The following is a 17,124-nucleotide window of genomic DNA, read 5'->3' on the forward strand; positions in this document are numbered from 1 at the left end:
GCTTGCTGATCAGCCGCCCGGGCCGGTTTTTTGCGGCCTGCGCGCCCGCTGAAAATAAACTCAACTGGACTCATTGCCAGAGAACAATTGTTTTTGTTCTATCTTCATACGCTGCCGGTGCCCCGCTGCCATGTTGGGCCCGGCAGCTTTCACTCCCAAACTCATTATGGCAAGAGGACAAGAAGGTTTTAACAAACGCGAGAACGAGAAGAAACGCCAGAAAAAGCGCCAGGAAAAGGAAGGCCGCAAGGAAGAGCGGCAGGCCAACGCCAAGAAGGGCCAGAATCTGGAAGACATGCTGGCTTACGTCGACGAGTTCGGCAACATCACCTCCACCCCGCCCGATCCGAACAAGAAGCGCGAGGAAATCAGCCTGGACGACATTCAGCTGGGGGCCCGCCGCCGCGACGACGATGGCGACCAAGGCTCGTCCGTGCGCACGGGGTTGATTACCAACTTCAACACGGCCAAGGGCTACGGCTTTATCAAGGACCTGCAGAGCCAGGAAAGCATCTTCGTGCACGTCAACGAGCTGATCGACAAGGTGCGCGAAGGCGACAAAGTAACATTTGAGGTGACGCGCGGCCCGAAGGGGCTCAATGCCGTAGCGGTACGCCGCGCCACCGAAGCGCAGCCCGGCGCCAGCCCGGCCACGCCCGAATAGCGCGGCTGCTTCCGGCGTAGCGGCGCGGGCTCTGCCCGCTTGGCCGACTTCTGACCGGAATGCCGCGGGCAGCCTGCTGCCGGGGACTGATGCGGACCTACCGCGTCGTGCCCCGGCAGCAGGCTGCGTTTTTTGGCCCCTGCCACGCGCTGGGGCCGCCGTGCACCCAGGGCCGTTGGCCCGTTACCTTTGCCCCATGACTTCACCCCAGCAGGGCCCACCGGCCGATAAGCACGAACTGCACCCGCGCAACCGCCACCGCGGCCGCTATGATTTTGCGCAGCTAATGCAGGCCTCGCCCACCCTGGCTCCGTACGTGACGACGCCCGCCACCCAAGGCGAAGCCAGCCTTGACTTTGCCAACCCGGCCGCCGTGAAAGCCCTGAACCAGGCGCTGCTGAAGCACTTTTACGGCATCGACCACTGGGACTTGCCCGCTGGCTACCTCACCCCACCCATTCCCGGCCGCGCCGATTACATCCATCACCTGGCCGACCTGCTGGCCGAGGACCACGCCGGCGTCATTCCGCGTGGCAAGGGCATCCGGGTGCTCGACGTGGGCGTGGGCGCCAACTGCATTTACCCCATCATCGGCCACCGCGAGTACGGCTGGCGCTTCGTGGGCACCGATGTGGACCCGACGGCCGTGCGCGTGGCCCGGCAAATCGTGGCCGCCAATCGCGGCCTGACGGGCGCCGTGGATGTGCGCCTGCAGCCCCACGCCACCGATATTTTCAGCGGCGTGGTAAAGCCCACGGAATACTTCGACCTCACGCTTTGCAACCCGCCGTTTCACGCCTCGGCGGCGGAGGCCGAAGCCGCCAACCGTCGTAAAACGCACAACCTCGGCGCCGCTGCTGGTACCAAGCCAGCCCTGAACTTCGGTGGCCAGGCCCACGAGCTGTGGACGCCCGGCGGCGAGGCTACTTTCCTCTGGCGCATGGCGGAGGAAAGCGCGCTGCTGCGCCCCAACTGCTACTGGTTTACGACTCTGGTATCGAAAAAAGACACCTTGCCGGGCCTCTACAAATCCTTGCAGAAGCTGCGCGCCACCGAAGTGCGCACCGTGGACATGGCGCAGGGCCAGAAAGTGAGCCGCTTCGTGGCCTGGACGTTCCTCACCCCTGAGCAACGCCAGCAGTGGCGGCAGAAACGCTGGGCGACCCAAGCGGCAACTTAGCCTGCGTGAGCCAGTAAGGCGGGTTTTATTCAACCACCTGGCTACCAAACGTCTTCCCGACCCGGCCTGACGTATGGCTTGTGGGCGGGAAGACGTTCGTTCATATGCACTGCCTTCAGTCCGGCACCTGCGCAAAGGCCCAGCAATACCAGCAGCCATAGCCTTGCGCTGGGGAGGCGGCTGGCGAAGCATGGATGCGCACGAGGCTCCTCTACTAGTATCAGGAGCCGGTGCGTGGGCAGCAACTAACCAGCCGCACGCCGTTGCCCCAACGGATAGCCAGCCTCGCTGGGCTAGCAGGCATCATCACCGCAGAGGTAGATTAAATGATTGCGGGCTCGTTGCAATGCGCCGGGGCGCTTCTATCTTTCCACTGGCTTTCAGCCACTGCGCCTGCTCGTCTACTACCCTATTGCTACTTGTTGCCCCATGGGGCAACGCCCGCTTGTGCGGCCTAACGGGCTGCGGCAAGCACTTATCACTTGTTTTGCCGCCTGCGGAAGCGCCGCAGGTTCTGTTCCATTCCATTCTATTTTCTATGAAACAAGCTTACCTCTGGGTGATGCTTCTGCTCTGGCAAGCTACGCTGACCCAGGCGCAACAACAGGCCCGGCCCATTCTGCCGTCGCCCCAAGCCATTTCGTTCTATGTGGTAGCCCACCCCGACGATTGGCAGCTATTTATGAGCCCCAACGCGTACGGCGACCTGACCGACACGCGTGGCAAGATCATCTTCATTTACCTGACCTCGGGCGACGATAAGCGGCGCACGGGCTACGATTCCCAGTACCCGTACGCCACCCTACCCTACTACCAGGCGCGGGAGCGAGCCGCGGCCAATGCCAGCCGGTTCGTGACCAACCAGTACGCGGGCGGCCGCGTCGGGCCGACGAGCGTGGGCACCACCTGGGTAAAGAGCAACTACCACCTCGCCGGCGGGCGCAACATCGCTACCTACGCCTACCGCAACACGGTACACTATTTCCTGCGTCTGCCCGACCGCGTGGGCGAGGCGGTGAAGCTCGGCGGCGCGGGGAGCTACGACTTCCTGACGGCCACGGCGCTGGACAGCCTCGTCAACGATAACCAGTCGGTGAAAACCATCGACGGCAGCTCCAGCTACGCCAACCGCACGGACGTGGCCGACCAGGTAGCCGAAATCATGCAGAAGGAGTGGACGCCGGAGTTCTACGACACCAACTACTACCCCTACCGCTTCCTCAACTACTCCGAAGACCACATCACCGACTGGAACCGCCCCGACCACGGCGACCATATCAACGCGGCCGTGGTGGCCGAGGAAGCCGCCAGCAGCCTGGGGCTAAACGAATGGGCGTTTGAAGGCTATAGCTCGGCCTCCATGCCACACAACATGAGCCAGCCCGACGCGCAAAACGAAGCCAGCCTGTTCGCCATCACGGCCAACAGCTTGCTGGAAAGCGGCTACAGCAACACCTGGGACCTGCCCGGCCACCGCGAATACCTTGGCGTGAGCAAGAGCCGGCAGGTTACGTCGTCCAGCCGCGCGGCCGGCGCAGCCCGCGTGGCCCCGGCCGCTCCGGCTACGGCGCCCGCTGATATGGACATCTACCCGGTGCCGGCGGCTAAGCAGTTCCACGTGCGCCTGCCGGAAAAGGCCACCGGCACCGCCGTACTGACGGTATTCAACGGCCACCTGCAGCAAGTGCGTCAGGTGCGCGTGCCGGCCACCAGCTTGGTGCAGCCCTACACCGTGGACCTTACCGGCGTACCGGCGGGCGTGTACTACGTGGAGGTGAAAACCGACGCCAAAACGTACCGCCGCAAACTCGTCAAAGGCTCGGAATAAGCTACCCGCTATGAGCATGTAAAAAGCCCGGCCGTGTGGTCGGGCTTTTTTGTGCGCGGTGCCACGCAGAGTCGATAGCCGAGCTACGGCCCGGCTATGTCCGGCACTAATCGTTGGGGTTGTAGGGCTGCCAGCCCACTGCCGCGGGTGGCTCCGACCAGCCGGGGCTTTGCACGGTGGGCAGTGCCCAGCCGTTCTGGCCGCCGAAGACATCTTCAGGATTGACGCCCAGCTCGAAGATGCTCTGCATGAGCACGGGGCTGGGGTACGGGCCGGTGTTCTGCACCACATTGGCCTCCGAGCCCAGCGCGCAGCAGATGTAGTACCACACCAGCAAATCGTAGCTGCTATTCGTTACTGACTTGGTGAGCATGGCGTGATTGGGCATGTGGGGCGGCACCACGGGCGGCGGCAGCGGCGAAAACACCATGATGCCCTGCAGAATTTGCCAGGCGGCCGGCATCAGGGCCTGGTAGAAGTACAGCTGCATCACCGGCTCCAGGCCCGTGAGCATCTGCCCGGTCAGGTTGTCGGGCCACGTCCAGATGCCCTGGCTAATGGCCTGGCCGGCGGCGCTGAGCTTGCCCCAGTCCGTGACGATGGTTTGCTGCTCGTTGCCCTGCATGGTCACAGTGGTGGCGATATTGGCCGCCATGGCCGTGGCTAGCTGCGAATAGGCCACTTTGAGGCTGCCCTGAGGGCCGCTGGGGTCGTATTGCTGTTGGGTGTAGTTGGAAGCGGCCATCAGTCCCGAGCCAATCAGCGACACCACCAGCCCGTAGGGCGGCGGAAACAGGCTGCCCAGGCGCGTAACCAGCGTCGAAACCAGCGAATTGAGCACTACGGTCACCTTGGAAGGGCCCTGTGCCTGCACGGTAAGCCCCACGGCCGTGGCTACGCCCTGCAGCTGGTCGGCCTGCATCGTGCCGACGTACCCAGTGAGCGTACCCAATTCGGTAAACAGGTTGTTGACGGCCTGCACGTACGTCAGCTCGGTGTTGATCTGCGTTTTCACCGCCTGCCAGTCGGCCGGTGGCACGTTGGCGGGTGCAGCCATGACGGCCAGGCCGGTCTGCCAGCTGCTCAGGGGCGCAATCTTATTCTTGTACTGCCCCCGGATACCCCCCGGCGAGGTAATGTTGAGCGTGGTGGAAATGTACTGGTAGGCCAGTTGCTGATCGGGCGTTTGGGCCGGCCAGGGCGTGGCGGGCAGATCGAGCACGCCCAGGGCCACGGGTACAATGGCAAATTGTTCATCCACGCCCCCAAGGGCGTAGGCGCTCATGCGGGAAGCGGCCGTCCAGGAGCTGGGGTACTGAATGCCCGACACATCCATGGCCTGCACGACCCCGTCCGGGGTGAGCACCGTAAGCACCGTACCGCTCAGCAGCCACAGGGCCCCGTCGGAGCAAGCAGCCAGCCACTGACCAGTGGTGTGCTGCAGCGCCGCTAGTGGCTGCCAGCCCGTCGGAGGCGTCCAGGTCCAGGCCGTGGCGTCGCCTTGGCCGTTTTGCGTAGCCAGGCCCACTACCAGTTCCGCCGAGCCCACCGAAACGCTGCTAAACGCCAACGCCGGCGCGGCCACCGCCTGAAAAGCAGCCGCGGATGCGTTGTAAGCATACGTGTGGCCTTGGCCATCCAGCGCCCACACGGTACCATCGGGCGCGGCTGCTACCTGCACGGCCGTGGCGCCGCCCGGCAGGGCGCCGAGCTGCTGCATCTGCCCCGCAGCCGTGACGCGGCCAATCCACGTTTGTGCGGGGCCATTGACCACCACGTAGGCACAGTCAGCCGCCACGGCCGTCAGCCAGATTACCTGGTCATCTGAGACGTACACCTGCTGCAGCGTGGCGGCCGCGAAGTTGTAAGTGCATAGCGCATCACCGTCCTCGGTCTGGTTGAGCAGCCACAGCGTGCCGTCGGCCGCCACCGAAATCTGCATCAAATCTCCGCTGCTATCCACGCCCACAAACGGCGCCCCTACCCCGCTGCTCAGGGCAATGCCGGGCGGCGTGCCGACAGAAGGCGGTGGCGGTGTGGCATCGGCTGGCAGCAAGGATTTCGGCCCCGTAATGGAGGGAACCAAGCGGCGCCGGGCCGGCGCGGCAGCAGTTATTTCGGACATGTGTACGCAGGGATTAGCAGTAGAATAAACAGAGCGGAACGGCCGTACGCCGCGGCACATAGCTGAAACCGGGCAACAGCTGGAGTTGCCGCTGAAGATGTCGACTGCCACGGCGTGGCGGCAGACAATGCGGGCGAACCGGCAGCCGTGGTATATGAGCGGAAGTATTTGGTATGCCGTCCAATGCTGCCTACCCTTGCTGCTCGTTTATCGGCTTGCGAACCGTGCACAGCGCATCCGGCCTCAGCCTGACGCCTTGCCACTCGCCACGCGCCCACAACGGCGGAGCCGGGCCTGCGTTTATCTTCCCGTCATGAAAAAGCTCCTGTTGTCCGCACTGCCCGTTGTTGCTGCCTTTGCCAGCTGCCAGCAAGCCGCCACCAACCCCGATACGCCCGTGGTACAATCGGCGCCGGCCCCTACCGACGGGGGCGCTGCCACCGAAGGCGCCGCCCGCGCCGCCTTGCGCCGCTACATCCAGGGTCAGCCCCAGGCCAATCTGTACGTGGTCGACTCGGCGGCCCTGGTGGAAGTAGACGCGGAGTGGCAGGCCCTGGTGCCGCGCACCGACTGGGCGGGGCGCATGCCCAACCGCGCTGCTTTCCAGATCGATAAGCTCACGGGCGAGGTGCGCCCGCGGCCGGTAAAGTAGCCCCGAGCATGGAAGCACTGTTTCACCTGGCGTTTACGCTAGTCAAGATTGCCGTGCAGGCTTCGCTATACGCCACGCTGCTGCTGGGCCTGTGCCGGCTGGTGGCCGCGTTCAGGCCTGGTGGCCTTCTGGCCGATGCGGCGCGGCGGCCAGGGCGGCTGTGGTGGGCCAGCGGCTTTGTGCTGTCCGGCGCCCTGTTCTGGCACTCGTTTACGTATTGGGGCAACCACGGCCTGGGCGACTACTCGCGGGTGCCGCTGGGCCACGGCGAGGCGCTGGAAGAACTCAACGGTACGGACGCGTATTTTGCCCCGACGGAGCTCCCCGATACAGTAGGCGACCAACTACACCTGGAAGCCTACCAGATAACCGACGACGTGCTCTGCGCCGCTACCACTGAGCGCAGCTACTTCACCTACGACCTGCGAACCAAGCAGTACCAGGACTTTCCTGACCAGGCCGCATACGCCGCTTTTGCCGCTGCCCACGGCCTGCCCGCGCCCAATCAGTTCGAAAGCTTTCAGGCGCATTACAGCCGCTATTGGGGCGGTTGGCGCTTCTGGCTGCTTGCCTGATCGTGGCTAGTTGGCGTCGGTTTGGCCCCTCCTCAAGTTTGCTAATATCGTTGTCGCAAAGCACCCGCTGGTTGTCGCAATTGGCCACCGAGGGCCCCGGCTTATGCTAATACCTTTGGCATAAACCTTCAACCCAAACCGCCATGGCTACCAAGATTTTCGTCAACCTGCCCGTCAAGGACCTCAACGCTTCCATTGCCTTCTTCACGCAGATCGGCTTTAGCTTCAATCAGCAGTTTTCCGACACCAACGGCACCTGCATGATTGTCGGCGACGATATCTACGTGATGCTGCTGACGGAGCCCTTCTTCCAGACCTTTATCACCAAACCCATTGCCGACGCTCGGCAGTGTACGGAAGCCATCCTCTGCCTGCAGCTCGATAGCCGCGCCACCGTCGATGAGATGGCAGACCGGGCCCTGGCCGCCGGCGGTCAGCCCGTCAAGGCCGGTGGCCCGGAAGTAGAGTTTATGTACGGGCGCAACTTCCAGGACCTCGACGGCCACCTCTGGGAGCTGATGTACATGGACCCGGCCTTTGTGCCGCAGACCGAGCCCGCCACCGAAGTCAGCGCCTCGTAAGCAGATGCTTGCCGGCCGGCCGCGCAGCCGCTGAAGCTGGTCGCCGCCACGGCCTTTAACGGCGGCATCGTGGTGCAGCACTACGCGCCGCTGCGTGCCTAAGTGCCTGCCCCGCTCTGTTTCGTACTTCAGCCTACCCTGCCTATGACCTAAGAAGCCTCAACTACCTCCAACTCACACCCCGAACCGCCCGGCGCCCTGTTGGTCCGCCGCGGCGGTTCGGCGTTTGTGGCCAAGGCTGCACACGCGGCGGCGCAGCTGGCGCCGCCGCGCTATAGTTCGCGGCTGGTTGGCTTCGACATTCCGTCACACCGGTTATTTCTGCTTGCCAAAGCGTTACGTCCCTACTCGCAGCCACTGCGGCAGCGCTACTCTTTCCACTTCTGCGCGATGCGCACGGCCGTTTCGAGCATGTGCGGCTCCCATTGCTCGATGCGCCAATCGGTGTGCGCCAGGGCCGAAGCCTGCAGCTGCTCGCGGGCCTGCTCGCAGGAAGTGGCCGTTTCCAGAATGTGTGAAAGCTGCCGCTGCTGCTCGTGTAGGGCCGCATCTTCGGCGGCGGGGCTGCTGAGGCCGGGCAGCGGCGGCCGAAATGCATTGGTGGCCGGCCGGGCGCGGCGGTGCTGCTCCACCAAGGCGGCCATGCGCTCAAACTCGTGGCGAAACTGCGCGCGGCTCTGCTCGGTAGTCAGGCCGCTGCCGAGCTGCTCCAGCACCACGTACTTCAGGTTGGGGCAGCGGGGCAGCGTCCAGGCCAGCAGCTCAAACACTTCCTCGGGCACGGCCTCGTCGTGGGTGTCGCGGCGGATGCGGCGGCCCGGCACCAACGCCGAGTCTTCCCAGCTGCCGCCGGAAATATGGATTTCGCGTACCCGCGCCAACGGCTGCAGGGCCAGCAGCTCGTCGTAGGGCACGGCGAAGTTGTGCAGCTGGCAGTAGAGGTTGTGCAGGTCTAGGATGACGAAGCCATTGACGGGCGCCAGCAGCTCGTCGAGGAAGGTGCCGTGGCGCTTCACCTCGTCGAGGGAGTAAGCAAAAGCCAGGTTTTCGAGGCCCACCGGGCAGCGGCAGGCCTCGGCAATGCGCCCGAGTCGGTCGTGGCCCAGGCGCAGGGCCGTGCGCGAGTACGGCACGGGCAGCGGGGCGCCGTGGTGGAAGTTCTGGCCTGTAAAAAAGCCGAAGTGCTCGGTAATATGGTCGAAGCCGAAGCGCGCGGCCACCTGCCGCAGGTGCGCCAGCCACTGCTGCTGCTCGGGCGTCCAGCGGCCCGAGAGCAGCGAGAAAAACACGCCGTGGCCCACCAGTCGCCCGGCCTGGCTGTAGGCATCGAGCAGATTCGTAAACCAGTCCGGAATCTGCTCGGCCCAGAACAAGGTATCAAAAGCCCATTCCAGGGCCTCGATGCGGCCGTCTTCTAGCAGCGGAAACGCCGCCCCCAGGATGTTCGCATCCAGGTTGCAGGCTACTGCTGAGTAGATGGGGGCTTGCTCCGAGTGCATAGCGCAGCGGAAATACGTGGTTCAGGATGCCGTGACGTTGGCTGAAATCCTGCTAGACGCAGCCGAAGTCATGAAATCCAACCTGCTCCTTAGCCCATGCCGCAACCGGGGCAGCTGTCGGGGCCGTTGAGGCCGGGTTTTACGCCGCCTTGCTCGCCCTTGGGCGTAGGGTCGCCTTTCTTGATGCAGCTGGTGGTGGCTGCTTGCACCGTAATACCGATGAGTACGGCGCCGAGTACGGCTTTGGGTAGTTTCATAGCGAGTCGGGTAATTTGAAAAAAGCAGACAACAGTTGTCAGCTACAGGAGCCGGCCCGGTGCGCAGAGGTTGCAAAGCCCTGCTAAACTCCCCGATGGGTGTAGCGACTGGTGGGCTGGTAAGACCTATCGTGGTCCTGGGCGCCGTAACGGTTCCTGTTTGAGCGGCTCACCGAGTACTGCTGCCGGGCCTAAATCCGCGACTCCACCACGACTTGGGCGCGTAACCACGCCCGCGCCTTCTGCTCATTATCGAAGACCATATAAGTCGGGGCCTGCGGCCAGCCGAGGAGTTGCGGGTCCAGGCGGTTCAGCCAGGCCATGGCCTCGGCGGTGCTCAGCAGCGCGGCGTAGCGGTAGTTGCCCTGCACCACGGCGCGCGGCAGCCAGTTGGTGGCCACCCAGTGCTGCTCGGCTTCGGTGAGCGGGGCGATACGCAGGTGGTCGACCAAGGCCTTGCCCGTGCCCACGGCCCGAATCACGCGCAGCAGGGCGTTCATGGCATCCTGATAATCGGACAGCTGGCGCGGCCCGGGCTGCCAGCGCATCAGCGCGAAGCCTTCCGGATCGGGCTGCACTTCAGCCGCAGCATTGGCAAAATAAAGGGAGGCGGAATCGGGCATGCACAGAAACTAACGTAAGAGGCAAGGCCCACAGCAGGCGGCACCAAGGCCGGGCACCGCTTCAGGCATGAGGCTAAGCAGGATGACCATGCGCCCCCGGGCCGCCGACACGCGGCAAGGCCCCCAAACGCAATCCGTCAGGGAGGTAAAGCTACGCGCTACAAACGCCGAAACCACCAGGGGCCGAAGCTATGGCAGCTTCGGCCCCTGGTGGTTTCGGCTTCGGGGGCAAGTGTGGGCTCCTGGCAAGCCGGCGGCCTTGTGCCAGGCCCTGCCTAAAGACTGGCGCCTTCCATGGAGTTGAGGCTTTCGCCGGTGTTGGCGTCGGTGTCGCCGGGGGCTGCGCTGAACAGGCCGCGGCGCTGCGCCACGTAGCCCAGGCCCAAGGCTACCAGGGCCGAACCGCCTACCACTTTTTGCGTGGTGCTCAGCTTCTTGATGGATTTCATAGCGCCCCCGAGCAGGGTCTTCTTCTTTTTCGGGGCTTTGTTTTTCTTTTTCGACATGGCAGTGCTTGGTAAATGGAAAAGGAGGTACTTGGTCCGTGCAGGCGGGAACTAGGGTATGCGCAATTCGTGGGCGCAAGGTTGCCACCGGCACGATTCTTAACATGCGCGCTGCGCATCAGCAGGGCCAGCCCGCGGCCGATGCTAGAGGTCCTCGGGACTCGCGGCGGCTTTCTTGCCGAAGCTGCCGGCGTGCTTATCCGACTTGGGGGCTTTGCGGTGCTTGTGCGGCCGCGGCGCGCGCGCGGGCTCGGCCTCGTCGGGCTCGGCGTCCGGCGCATCTTCCACCTGCGCGTCTTCGTCGTAGTGCATGCGGCGGGGCGCGGGCAACCAGGGCGGCAGCAGCCCCGCCACCGGCGAATTGCGCCAATCGTCGCTGTCCTGCAGATTTTTCAGGTAGAAGTACCCACCCGCGAGCAGTGCCAAACCGCCCACCACCTTCTGCAAGGGGCTGAGCTTGGCTATTTCGTTGGTCACCTTGCGGTACTTCTTGATGGATAGCGCCGTGGCGTCGAACAGATCATCCGAAACGCTGTCCTGTTTCTTTTTCTTCTTGTTTTTCTTGCCCATAGCCGTGCGGAGTAAGGAAGCCCGCGCCGCCGCTTGGGGGCAGCGTGGTGCGGGCAGGGAATCCGGTATTCGCAGGCGAGGCGTGGAAGGTTGTGCCGAGGCTGCAAGGAGCCGGCCTTACCGCTAAACGGCCTAATCATCAGCAGCCTGTCAGCTTGAAGCGGCCTGCGGAGCAGCACGCACGCGCCACGACCCCAGGCTACCGCCCCTGCCCGATACAGCCGCTGCGCCGGTGCTGACAGGCGGGCGTCAGCATTTGAGTGCTAATTTGGCCCCACCTCCTTACCCCTACACCTTATGCCTACCCCCTACGCCGACCAGCTTCACGCCGTTAAACAGCAGTACCCCTTCACCCGCTGGCGCAAGTACTGGCAGCAGCCCGACGAACAGGAAGACTGCAACCGCATCGAGCAAGCCTACGACCAGCTGATTGACCGCCTTATCGAGCTGGGCCCGGAGGCCCCGGCGGCCCAGAAAATCGAGTGCTTCGAGCAGGCCATTGCCATTACCAACGACCACGCCGACGTTATCGAAACCGGCGAGCGGGAAGACCTGTGCGAGCTGACCAACGCCGTCACCCAGGCCTGCGGCCTCAACTTCGCCGACTACGGCGACGGCGAAGGCCTGGCCTCGGAGTGGCGGGAGTGGTAAAAGCGCCCGCCAGTACGCGCAGGTAGTTCCGCCAGCATCAGTAGCTGGATGCTGGGGCAAAGCGCGCATTGCCTGCCACAAGAACGTACTTCCGAAGTCCCGGAAGCAGGTTCAGAACCAGTCCGAAGCAAACACAAAAGCGGCTGAAGCTCGGGTAGCTTCAGCCGCTTGTCTTTTTAGCCTTTCGGCGGGGTAATTCCAGGTGAACAGCCCGGTTCGCGGTGCCGGCGGGAGGCCCCGTGAACGAATACTCTGCCACAGGCCGTGTTAGCGGACCAGGTAGCCTTTGGCTTCCCAGAGCTTCACGTTTTGCGAACGAACAAAGCGCGTTTCGATGTGGCCCCAGGCATCCTGCTTGTACATCACGGTTTTGCCCTGTTCGCGGCTCTGCAGCAGTTGCATATGCTCGGCGTGGGACAGGGTTACCGCGGGCGCGGTTTCGGCGGTTTTGCTCGCGCGGGGGCGTTTAGAAGAACTTGACATACGCTACTAACCACAACGACCCCGAAAAGGGTCAGCCCAAAGTCATTTAAGTGAACTTAATTTTTCATTTAAGTTCCAGCCTACGCTCTTCTTTTTGTTTGGCGGCACCCAAATACTGGGCAAAAGCTGCTCAGAATGCCCAAAAACGGCTGAATCTCTGGTCACTCCAGCAGCTTTCCGTTGCTGCCGCCCCAGGTTACTTTCCGGCGCGCAGCACCCGGCCGCGCTGATACCGGTAGCGGCCGGCGGGCAGCATGCTTTTTGGGGTAGGCTTTAGTACGCCGTCGGCCGGGGCATTGGGGTCCTCCATGGAGCCCGTGAGGGCCTGGGTGGCCGGGCTCACGCGAATGAGCCCCTGCTGTATGCTCACCTGCTGCTCCCGCTTTTCGCTGCCCGCGGCGTCCTCGTCAAACACCGAGTCGTTTTCACGCCCGAAGCTGACGTTTTCGCGCAGGGCCTCGGTTTTGAGCAGAAGCAGGGGCTCGGCCGTCACGTCCACGAGGTTGGTGAGGCCGTAGTCGAGGCTGCCGCCCCAGAAGTGGTTGTGCCCGCGCAGGTTCAGCAGCAGCACGCGGCGCCCGGGCCCGAGGGAGGCGGTATCCACGGTAAAGTCCCCGCCCACGGTACCGGACTCGCCCACGTCCTCGGGCCGGACTTCCAGCCAGCACGTAGCCGCGGCGTGGGGGCGGTAGAGGATGCGGGCCGGCTTGAACAGCTCCCGCAACACCACATAGCGCCCCGCCACGGTGTCGGCCAGCCAGGGGCTGGCCTGGATTTCGGCCCGCAGCTCTGCGTCGGGCACGCAGCGGAACCGCATGGGCCGCGCGCCCGCATACGCCTGCAGCGAATCGGGGTACTGGTACTCGCTTACGGCCGGCTCCGGCGGCGCGGCCGGGGCTGCGGCGGGCGGCGGCGTGGCCGCTACGGCCGCTTGGGGCGCTGCGGCCCCCGGCGCAGCCTTCCGGGCGGCTTTCTGTTGTTCCTGGGGTGCAGTGCTGCAGGCAGCTACCGCTCCTGCTCCCATACCCATAATTAATAAGCCACCGACGACTGAGCGCATACATTAAAGCTGTTTAAGAACGGTCATGTCGAGCTTGTCGAGACATCTCGCGTGCTGACGTTGGAGAGTATTCTCAGTTCAACGAAGGAATTACTATCCAGCGAGATGTCTCGACAAGCTCGACATGACGTGCCAGGCACTTCCTGAACAGCTTCATTACCTGAAAAGCGGCTTAAAGCTAGCGGGCCCCGGTCAATTCTCTGGAGTAAGCCCCCTGGGTTTGCCGCCCGGTATACGAGCCGGGTAGTCGGGGCCAGTGGCAGCGGGCGTAACTTCCCGGTACGCGGGCCGGGCGGGTGCCGGGCCTGCTTGTGCACTCCACCAAGCCCGGGCCGGCAGTAGCCGTAACCCCGGCGGAGCAACGATTGGGCCCCGGCGCGCATCTGCTGCTTCGGGCCGCGCCAAGGCGGCCGTATGGTTCCTCCCCCCTCTCGGGCTTTTCCTATGAAAAACCTTCTATTCCTGCTCGGCGCCCTGCTGCTGAGCCTCGGGGCCCCGGCCCAAACCAAGCCCGCCGAGCTGCTGCTGCTCGGCACCTTCCACTTTCACAACCCCGGCGCCGACATCGTCAAGACCAAATCCTTCGACGTGCTGGCGCCTAAGGCCCAGGCCGAGCTGGAAACCATGACCGGCCGCCTCAGCCAGTGGCATCCCGACAAGGTGTTCGTGGAGTGGGACTGGAACAGCCAAGCCGAGCTCGACGCGCTCTACCAGCTCTACCTGGGCGGGCAGTACGAGCAGGCCATCCGGGCCAAGTACGCCAAGCCCGGGCAGCGCGACTTCTACCTGAAAAACGAGATTATCCAGCTGGCTTTCCGCACCGCCAAAAAAGCCGGCCTGAAGCGCGTGTACGCCTTCGACTACACCAAAACCAGCTTCCCCTTCGACAGCGTGCAAAAGGCCATGCAGCAGGCGCACCAGGATGCCCTGATGCAGCGCATTGGCGAAACCTTCAAAAAGGTCGAAGCCGAGCAGAACCAGAAGCTCAGCACCCTCACCCTTACCCAGCTCCTGCTCGATTTCAACACGCCCCAGAGCAACCGCGAGAACAAGGGCGCCTACCTGGACCTGCTCAACAAGGCCGGCAGCATCGGGAGCTTCGCCGGGCCCTGGCTGGTGTCGGAGTGGTACCGGCGCAACCTCTACATGTACTCGGTGGTGCAAAAAACCGTGGAGCCCGCCGACCAGCGCGTGCTGGTGCTGGCGGGCGCGGGCCACACGGCCATGCTGCGCGAGTTTGCCGAGTACGACTCCCGTTTCCGGCTCAAGGAGCTGAAGGATGTGGTGAAGTAGCGGCGCAATCGGACGACTTAGCAGCCTGAACCGTTGGTAGCAACCCGCCGCTTTGGCGTTTTGCGGATCTGCGCCCGTTGGAAGAGGCGTAAGCGGCAACATTCATTAAGCACGGTGGTTGTCATAGCATTTGTGCTGCTCCTGGTTTTGAGCAGCTAATTTCTCCACCCATAAGTCACCCCGTGAAAGCAATTTTCATTGTGCTACTCAGCCTGCTGCCCTTATTGGGCCTGGCTCAAGGCTCACAACACCAGCTTAGCACCCATATTCTTAACATCAGCACTGGCGCACCGGCCCCCGGTGTTACGGTGCGTCTCGAAAAGTTTGATTCCGCCAAGAAAGCCTGGACCACTATCGACGAGAAAAAAACCGATGCCGCTGGCCGCATCGGCAACTTCCTGCCGGCAGTTGGCAACCCCGGCAATACTGGTATTTACAAGCTCACGTTTCTGACCCAGCCTTACTTTGAGGCTCAAAAACAAGCTTCGTTTTACCCCTATATCGATGTGGTGTTTGAGATAAAAGATGGCGCCCACTACCACGTACCCATCACGTTGTCACCTTTCGGCTACTCCACGTACCGGGGCAGCTGAGCTGCCCGTTGTTCCTAAGGCCTATGCGCGCTAGCCGGATTCCCATCCCGCTAGCGCGCGGTGTTTAAGATCGTTCTTAGGAGAGTTGTGAGAACGGGTACGACTTCGAGTCTGTTTGGAAATTTAGATTTTGGTCATGCTGAGCTTACCGAACCGAAGGTCGGCGTAGCTAATCATCTCTACCGCTTCGCCTTGCTCCCCCGAAGAAATGCTTGATGCGCATTTCCCTTTTCGGAGAGGGAGCCGGGGGGTGAGGCAAACGTGAGGCGCAACGAAGCGGTAGAGAGGCTTCGCCTGCGCGGACGCCAGATGAGCAGGACGTTCTACATAGCAATTAGGGATTGGCTTTGCTCACTGTCCACACACCCTGACTATTCGTGCCCCGCACCAGCTACCGCCCCGGCACCTAGCCACCGAAACTTTCCTTCTGAAAACCGAAGGCGCGCAACTCGGCCTGGTAGGTGGTGGGGTAGCTGGCCTTGATGTAGTGCACGAGGGCGCGCAGTGCCTGCCGCAAAGCCCGTTCCTGCTGCACCTTGGCCTTCACCCGGCCGCTACGCTGACCCGCCGAATCCCGGCTGGCATCGACCAGAGCGGCATATTCGGCGTGGCGGGGCTGCCAGTAGGCCACCCCGTATTTGCGCTCGGTCAGGCCGTGCGCGGCCAGGCCAGCCAGCAGTTTTTCCAGTGCCTGCACGCGCTCCACCCGCCGTCGGGGCAAGGTGTAGCGGGCCGTGCTGATGCCCAAGGCCGACAGGTGGCCGCGGGCCACGTCCCAGCCGTAAGTTTCGGTCAGGTAGCCCTTCACGTACTTGAGGGCCGCGTCAAACTCCCGGTCGAGGGTGCGCAGGCGGCTGGCCTGGGGCGTACGCTCGTCGCCGGCGGCATCGGCGGCGGCGCAGTGCTGGTGGTAGGCCTCGGCCTGCGCCCGCAGCCCCTCTTTGCTAAGCCAGCGCAACGCGGGCAGCTCGGCGCTTTCCCAGTGCCGGGCCACGATCAGGGCCAGGGCGGCCAGCTTGGTTTCGGTCAGGGGCAAGTGCCCGCGGCGGCGTTTGGCTTTGGCCGGCGCTGGTGCGGCGGCAGTTTCGGTAGTAGACATCGTAGCTAGCGTGATAGGGTATCGTCGGGGAAGATAAGGATTGCGAAACAAGCGCGTATGATTTTCTTCGGCTTGTTTCGCAGTACATAAACACTCGGGAAGTCTGCCGCAGCTTGTTTACAATGCAAGAAGGTCCGTGGAGCTTTTCACCAGACTTTTTACCATCCTAGAAAGTCATCGGCTCACTTCCCAAAGCTTTATTTAACTATAGACAAGCTCCGAAAAAGCACACCGGTATGGATTGGTTCGTCGGTATCGACGAGGGAACCCGCGAAACCCACTCCGACGCGCTGGAGGCCCTGTAAGTGCAGAAAAAGCGTCTGCAGAAGTGCGCCCATCAAGCTACTGACCTCAAGGAGCCCTCGCCGATGTGGAGCAAAACGCCGTCCAGGTGGCACTGCTGATTACCATCAAGGCCAGCATTGCGGCCCACCGGGCCACGCTGCTAGCGTGAGGGCTCAGCGCACTACTGCTGGACTGAAAAGCCGCCTGCCATGTTCTGGTGGGCAGCTTTGTTTATACAAACTCAACTTTTATTTAATTATATTCAAGCCTTTTACAAGCAGCCTAAAATGAACTTAGAACGACTTCTTTCTAAAGGATATTTTCCTAAAGAACTTCCTCCTGTTTTCACAACCACTTCTTTTGCAAGAAAGATAAGTATTATCGAAACTGAGTGGGCTAGTGTTTCCAAAAGAGCAAGAGAAAAGTTACAGGAGACTAGATGTGTGGAGTTTAATATCCCCAAGGTAAGGTTAAGAGCGTGTTTGGGAATTCAAGGCAGTCTATTGAGGCAGAGCGTGACGTTTGCCCAGAGAATCCAGGCGGCGTGGCTTTCCGGGGTGTACTCGTAGTCCATCACCACGCGCCGAAAGAAGTTGAGCC

18 protein-coding genes are annotated in these 17,124 nt (G+C 62.7%); 9 read left to right on the forward strand and 9 right to left on the reverse strand.

Annotated features, from left to right (window positions below; all coding sequences use genetic code 11):
• Positions 1-166 precede the first annotated feature (166 nt).
• The 3 genes from B0919_RS16800 (at position 167) to B0919_RS16810 (ending at position 3,672) form a co-directional block, all read left to right on the forward strand.
• The gene (locus B0919_RS16800) at positions 167-664 is read left to right on the forward strand and encodes a cold-shock protein (protein WP_078013460.1); all 498 of its coding nucleotides are present in this window, start codon (positions 167-169) and stop codon (positions 662-664) included.
• Positions 665-860: 196 nt separating this feature from the next.
• A complete protein-coding gene (gene rlmF, locus B0919_RS16805; protein ID WP_078013433.1) occupies positions 861-1,844 on the forward strand; it encodes a 23S rRNA (adenine(1618)-N(6))-methyltransferase RlmF in 984 nt (327 codons plus the stop codon).
• Positions 1,845-2,382: 538 nt separating this feature from the next.
• Positions 2,383-3,672, forward strand: coding sequence for a T9SS type A sorting domain-containing protein (locus tag B0919_RS16810; RefSeq protein WP_139362193.1), 1,290 nt, complete (start codon positions 2,383-2,385; stop codon positions 3,670-3,672).
• A gap of 106 nt (positions 3,673-3,778) precedes the next feature.
• On the opposite strand, the gene B0919_RS16815 is transcribed toward B0919_RS16810, so the two are convergent.
• On the reverse strand, positions 3,779-5,797 hold the full coding sequence (locus B0919_RS16815; RefSeq protein WP_139362194.1) for a hypothetical protein: 2,019 nt from the start codon (positions 5,795-5,797) through the stop codon (positions 3,779-3,781).
• A gap of 313 nt (positions 5,798-6,110) precedes the next feature.
• On the opposite strand from B0919_RS16815, the gene B0919_RS16820 reads away from it, so the two are divergent.
• From B0919_RS16820 to B0919_RS16830, 3 genes are all read left to right on the forward strand, one after another.
• Entirely contained in the window at positions 6,111-6,449 is a 339-nt protein-coding gene (locus tag B0919_RS16820; protein WP_078013436.1) for a hypothetical protein, read from the forward strand.
• Between the two features lie 8 nt (positions 6,450-6,457).
• On the forward strand, positions 6,458-7,024 hold the full coding sequence (locus B0919_RS16825) for a hypothetical protein (protein ID WP_078013437.1): 567 nt from the start codon (positions 6,458-6,460) through the stop codon (positions 7,022-7,024).
• A gap of 143 nt (positions 7,025-7,167) precedes the next feature.
• Positions 7,168-7,605, forward strand: a complete 438-nt coding sequence (locus tag B0919_RS16830; RefSeq protein ID WP_078013438.1) for a VOC family protein — start codon at positions 7,168-7,170, stop codon at positions 7,603-7,605.
• A gap of 368 nt (positions 7,606-7,973) precedes the next feature.
• Here B0919_RS16830 and B0919_RS16835 read toward each other — a convergent pair whose 3' ends face one another.
• The 5 genes from B0919_RS16835 to B0919_RS25360 all read right to left on the reverse strand — a co-directional run bounded on the left by B0919_RS16835 (position 7,974) and on the right by B0919_RS25360 (position 11,060).
• Positions 7,974-9,104 (reverse strand): DUF692 family multinuclear iron-containing protein, encoded by a 1,131-nt coding sequence (locus B0919_RS16835; protein ID WP_078013439.1) that lies wholly within the window; start codon positions 9,102-9,104, stop codon positions 7,974-7,976.
• A gap of 89 nt (positions 9,105-9,193) precedes the next feature.
• Positions 9,194-9,361, reverse strand: a complete 168-nt coding sequence (locus B0919_RS25355) for a hypothetical protein (RefSeq protein WP_176133095.1) — start codon at positions 9,359-9,361, stop codon at positions 9,194-9,196.
• A gap of 191 nt (positions 9,362-9,552) precedes the next feature.
• Positions 9,553-9,984 (reverse strand): hypothetical protein, encoded by a 432-nt coding sequence (locus B0919_RS16840; protein WP_078013440.1) that lies wholly within the window; start codon positions 9,982-9,984, stop codon positions 9,553-9,555.
• Between the two features lie 275 nt (positions 9,985-10,259).
• Positions 10,260-10,490: a hypothetical protein gene (locus B0919_RS16845; protein ID WP_078013441.1), complete on the reverse strand. Its 231-nt coding sequence runs from the start codon at positions 10,488-10,490 to the stop codon at positions 10,260-10,262.
• Between the two features lie 144 nt (positions 10,491-10,634).
• Positions 10,635-11,060: a hypothetical protein gene (locus tag B0919_RS25360; RefSeq protein ID WP_078013442.1), complete on the reverse strand. Its 426-nt coding sequence runs from the start codon at positions 11,058-11,060 to the stop codon at positions 10,635-10,637.
• Positions 11,061-11,357: 297 nt separating this feature from the next.
• Between B0919_RS25360 and B0919_RS16855 the strand changes: the two genes are divergently transcribed.
• Entirely contained in the window at positions 11,358-11,711 is a 354-nt protein-coding gene (locus B0919_RS16855; protein ID WP_078013443.1) for a hypothetical protein, read from the forward strand.
• 267 nt (positions 11,712-11,978) lie between these two features.
• Here B0919_RS16855 and B0919_RS24845 read toward each other — a convergent pair whose 3' ends face one another.
• Complete coding sequence (locus B0919_RS24845; protein ID WP_139362195.1) at positions 11,979-12,194, reverse strand: hypothetical protein; 216 nt, start codon at positions 12,192-12,194, stop codon at positions 11,979-11,981.
• Between the two features lie 196 nt (positions 12,195-12,390).
• On the reverse strand, positions 12,391-13,254 hold the full coding sequence (locus tag B0919_RS16860; RefSeq protein WP_139362196.1) for a hypothetical protein: 864 nt from the start codon (positions 13,252-13,254) through the stop codon (positions 12,391-12,393).
• Between the two features lie 444 nt (positions 13,255-13,698).
• Between B0919_RS16860 and B0919_RS16865 the strand changes: the two genes are divergently transcribed.
• On the forward strand, positions 13,699-14,547 hold the full coding sequence (locus B0919_RS16865) for a DUF5694 domain-containing protein (RefSeq protein WP_078013445.1): 849 nt from the start codon (positions 13,699-13,701) through the stop codon (positions 14,545-14,547).
• Positions 14,548-14,729: 182 nt separating this feature from the next.
• The gene (uraH, locus tag B0919_RS16870) at positions 14,730-15,140 is read left to right on the forward strand and encodes a hydroxyisourate hydrolase (protein WP_078013446.1); all 411 of its coding nucleotides are present in this window, start codon (positions 14,730-14,732) and stop codon (positions 15,138-15,140) included.
• Between the two features lie 406 nt (positions 15,141-15,546).
• On the opposite strand, the gene B0919_RS16875 is transcribed toward uraH, so the two are convergent.
• A complete protein-coding gene (locus tag B0919_RS16875; RefSeq protein ID WP_078013447.1) occupies positions 15,547-16,239 on the reverse strand; it encodes a hypothetical protein in 693 nt (230 codons plus the stop codon).
• Positions 16,240-17,124 lie beyond the last annotated feature (885 nt).

The sequence above is a fragment of the Hymenobacter sp. CRA2 genome (genome assembly GCF_002007105.1).
Taxonomy (GTDB): domain Bacteria; phylum Bacteroidota; class Bacteroidia; order Cytophagales; family Hymenobacteraceae; genus Solirubrum.

Bases quoted from the DNA above. Each gene is read 5' to 3' on its own strand.
- B0919_RS16800 (WP_078013460.1), top strand. From the start codon at position 167: ATGGCAAGAGGACAAGAAGGTTTTAACAAACGCGAGAACGAGAAGAAA.
- rlmF (WP_078013433.1), top strand. From the start codon at position 861: ATGACTTCACCCCAGCAGGGCCCACCGGCCGATAAGCACGAACTGCAC.
- B0919_RS16810 (WP_139362193.1), top strand. From the start codon at position 2,383: ATGAAACAAGCTTACCTCTGGGTGATGCTTCTGCTCTGGCAAGCTACG.
- B0919_RS16815 (WP_139362194.1), bottom strand. From the start codon at position 5,797: ATGTCCGAAATAACTGCTGCCGCGCCGGCCCGGCGCCGCTTGGTTCCC.
- B0919_RS16820 (WP_078013436.1), top strand. From the start codon at position 6,111: ATGAAAAAGCTCCTGTTGTCCGCACTGCCCGTTGTTGCTGCCTTTGCC.
- B0919_RS16825 (WP_078013437.1), top strand. From the start codon at position 6,458: ATGGAAGCACTGTTTCACCTGGCGTTTACGCTAGTCAAGATTGCCGTG.
- B0919_RS16830 (WP_078013438.1), top strand. From the start codon at position 7,168: ATGGCTACCAAGATTTTCGTCAACCTGCCCGTCAAGGACCTCAACGCT.
- B0919_RS16835 (WP_078013439.1), bottom strand. From the start codon at position 9,104: ATGCACTCGGAGCAAGCCCCCATCTACTCAGCAGTAGCCTGCAACCTG.
- B0919_RS25355 (WP_176133095.1), bottom strand. From the start codon at position 9,361: ATGAAACTACCCAAAGCCGTACTCGGCGCCGTACTCATCGGTATTACG.
- B0919_RS16840 (WP_078013440.1), bottom strand. From the start codon at position 9,984: ATGCCCGATTCCGCCTCCCTTTATTTTGCCAATGCTGCGGCTGAAGTG.
- B0919_RS16845 (WP_078013441.1), bottom strand. From the start codon at position 10,490: ATGTCGAAAAAGAAAAACAAAGCCCCGAAAAAGAAGAAGACCCTGCTC.
- B0919_RS25360 (WP_078013442.1), bottom strand. From the start codon at position 11,060: ATGGGCAAGAAAAACAAGAAGAAAAAGAAACAGGACAGCGTTTCGGAT.
- B0919_RS16855 (WP_078013443.1), top strand. From the start codon at position 11,358: ATGCCTACCCCCTACGCCGACCAGCTTCACGCCGTTAAACAGCAGTAC.
- B0919_RS24845 (WP_139362195.1), bottom strand. From the start codon at position 12,194: ATGTCAAGTTCTTCTAAACGCCCCCGCGCGAGCAAAACCGCCGAAACC.
- B0919_RS16860 (WP_139362196.1), bottom strand. From the start codon at position 13,254: ATGCGCTCAGTCGTCGGTGGCTTATTAATTATGGGTATGGGAGCAGGA.
- B0919_RS16865 (WP_078013445.1), top strand. From the start codon at position 13,699: ATGAAAAACCTTCTATTCCTGCTCGGCGCCCTGCTGCTGAGCCTCGGG.
- B0919_RS16875 (WP_078013447.1), bottom strand. From the start codon at position 16,239: ATGTCTACTACCGAAACTGCCGCCGCACCAGCGCCGGCCAAAGCCAAA.